This window comes from Nocardioides sp. P5_C9_2 (genome assembly GCF_054049555.1).
The window spans coordinates 1-2750 of sequence record NZ_JBFUMD010000504.1 but is presented as its reverse complement, the minus strand read 5'-3'; the positions used below and the strand labels follow the sequence as shown (position 1 = coordinate 2750).

Here is a 2750-nt window from a genome sequence, read left to right as displayed (position 1 = left end):
TCACCGGGTAGTGCCATGAGGCCCACGCCAGGCCGACGATCAACGAGGCCGCTACCGGGCCGTGGGTGCGCAGGAGGGTCGGTAGCGCGAACCCTCGCCAACCGTTCTCTTCGAGGAGTGCGCCTGCGTCGAGGAACATGGCCACCGGCAGGAGGACGAGCATGCTCCAGGAGAACTGCCACGCGAGATCGCCCGGGACGAAGGTGAGGTGGAGCAGTCCGCTGACGACGTTGCAGGCGGTGAAGAGGACGATGGCGGTGAGCCAGACCGCGAGACCGCGTCGGACTCCGACCTCGCGGGACCATGGCCGGAACCGGCCAGCGACCAGACGCAGGAGCCCAGGAGCATCGCGGATCCGGGCGAGCAGCACCACGGCGAGGTCCGGTGCGGCCACCTGGGCCAGCGCCAGCGTGACAGCGAGCAGCGCTGCCGGATGGGCGAGGACCACCCGCCCCGCCGTGAGCAGGTCCGAGCCGAAGTCGATGCCTGCCTGTGACAGCCCCTCCTCGATGGCGGCGTCGGCACCGCTGAGCAGGAAGGCGACCCCCAGGAGCACCTCCAGTCCCACCGCGATGAGCCAGAAGGTCAGGACCGGTCGGCGCCCCAGGTCGGGCGCATGACCTGGATGGAGGCTGAGCGCTGGCTTTGGGTCACCCATGGTGCCAAGCCTTCGGTATGAAGATGGTCGCGGCCATCGGGGAACACCCTGGGTCACCCCGAGCCTGTGTCCGACATCGAGCGCGGGTCGGGCTGACCAGTTGGGGTATGCAGTGCCGGGAAGGCCGTACGGGGCTGTGTAGGCAGGAGTGTCGCGCTGGAAGCGCCACCCCTCGGCGAGGGCGCCCACGTCGAGCGTGTCGTACCCGATGGTGTCGAGGAACTGCCCGACCGCGTCTCGGGGCGCCGTCTTGATGCGTTCTTTGCGGGGCTTGACGCGCATGTGCCGCTCGCCCGGTTGACCAGTCGTTACCGTCGACCGAGGGCCCGCAGAGGTTCCGCGCCGCACTACGCAAGAAGGTCCGCATGGGAATCGTCAACAACGCCGTCTACCTGGCCGGTGCACGCTGCGCCGTACCTCCCTCGCTCGAGCTGACCTACGAGACGATGGCCGAGACCGGCGGCATGGGATGGATCGGCCTTTACCGGCCAGCACGTGAGGAGATGGACTCGGTCGCGGCAGAGTTCTCGCTCCACCACCTGGTCGTGGAGGACACCATCAAGGCGCACCAGCGCCCGAAGATCGAGCGATACGGTGATGTGCTCTTCACCGTGCTGCGCCCCGCGCGCTACGTCGACGCGGAGGAACGGGTCGAGTTCGGTGAGATCCACGTCCTGACCGGGCCCAACTTCGTCATCACCAGTCGCTTCGCCGAGACCCCGGACCTCGGCGTCGTCAGGAAGCGACTCGAGGGCTCGCCCGACCTGCTCGCGCTCGGGCCCGAGGCGATCCTCTACGCCATCCTCGACCAGGTCGTCGATGAGTACGCGCCAGTTGTCTCGGGCATGGCCAACGACATAGACGAGATTGAGTTCCAGGTCTTCGACGGCGACCCGGCCGTGTCACGGCGCATCTACGGGCTGCTGCGCGAAGTCATCCACTTCCAGCGTGCCACCCAGCCGCTGGCCGGGATGCTCGAGGCCCTCAAGGACGGCTTTGACAAGTACGGCGTGGACGACGAGCTGCGGCATCATCTCCGCGACGTCGAGGATCACACCATCAAGATCATCGACCGGGTCGACAACTTCCGCACCCTGTTGGAACACGCCCTCACCGTCAACGCAACCCTGGTCGGGCAGCGACAGAACGAGGAGACTCAGCGGCTCACTCAGGCCCAGTTCGCGCAGAGCGAGGATGTCAAGAAGATCTCGTCCTGGGCGGCCATCCTGTTCGCCCCGACCGTCGTGGCCGGCATCTACGGCATGAACTTCGCTTACATGCCCGAACTCAACTGGCGTCTTGGTTACCCACTGGCCATCATCACGATGGTCGCCGGCTCAGCCATCCTCTACGCGATCTTCAAACGACGGAACTGGATCTGAGCGACGCCGCAGCCTCTACTCAGGACTGTTCGCCCTCGAGCGCAACGGCCACCTGGTCGGCAAGGAGGACGGCTACCCGGCACTGCTCGTTCGTCGGGTAGCTCACGTGCGAGGTGGCGGTGACCAGGAAGTGGCCGAATACCCGAGGTCCTCGACGGACGAGGACGGCGACGTACTCGTTGGTCGGAAGCCCTACGCGTTCGACATCGACCGGGTTGCCATCACGTGTGAGCACACCGTCGTGGTCCAGCACCGTGATCCGTGAATCATTCACTGGTCCACCGACGAATCGGCTGGTGTCGGCGCCGAGAGCATCTGTGATGTGTCGAGCGACAAGGTCGATCACCGGCCCGGTGGGTGTGTCGCCCTCGGCGACCGCTCGAGCGGCGTCGAGGATGCCGTCGAGGTACCCGGAGCGCCGTGACGCCTGAGCCTGCTGTCGGAAGCCCCACAGGGCGACTTCGGTGACTGCCAAGCTGATCAGCACCAGGAGAACGGTCGCCTCGACGTCATCGGAGTCCGCGATGGTGAATCGCAGGTAGGGCTCGGTGAGGAAGAAGTCGAACCACAGGCCACCCGAGACGGCGGCCAGGATGCCGGCCCACCGGTCGCCGCTGGCGGCGGCCGCGACCACCCACACGACGAGCACCAGAGCTGCCGTGGCGGCGGTCACGTTGTCCCTGGCTGTGGACAGGAGCGCGCACGTCAGG

The 2750-nt window shown here is 66.7% G+C and carries 3 protein-coding genes; 1 reads left to right on the top strand and 2 read right to left on the bottom strand.

Annotated elements, in window-relative coordinates:
* A partial coding sequence (locus tag ACXJKL_RS18850; RefSeq protein WP_457208535.1) for a CPBP family intramembrane glutamic endopeptidase occupies window positions 1-658 on the bottom strand: 658 nt, incomplete at its 3' end.
* Between the two features lie 365 nt (window positions 659-1023).
* Here ACXJKL_RS18850 and ACXJKL_RS18845 point away from each other — a divergent pair.
* On the top strand, window positions 1024-2040 hold the full coding sequence (locus tag ACXJKL_RS18845) for a magnesium and cobalt transport protein CorA (protein ID WP_457208534.1): 1017 nt from the start codon (window positions 1024-1026) through the stop codon (window positions 2038-2040).
* 19 nt (window positions 2041-2059) lie between these two features.
* Here the strand turns inward: ACXJKL_RS18845 and ACXJKL_RS18840 are convergent.
* Window positions 2060-2750: DUF4118 domain-containing protein (locus ACXJKL_RS18840; protein ID WP_457208533.1), on the bottom strand; the 691-nt coding region annotated here is incomplete at its 5' end.

Bases quoted from the DNA above. Each gene is read 5' to 3' on its own strand.
- ACXJKL_RS18845 (WP_457208534.1), top strand. From the start codon at position 1,024: ATGGGAATCGTCAACAACGCCGTCTACCTGGCCGGTGCACGCTGCGCC.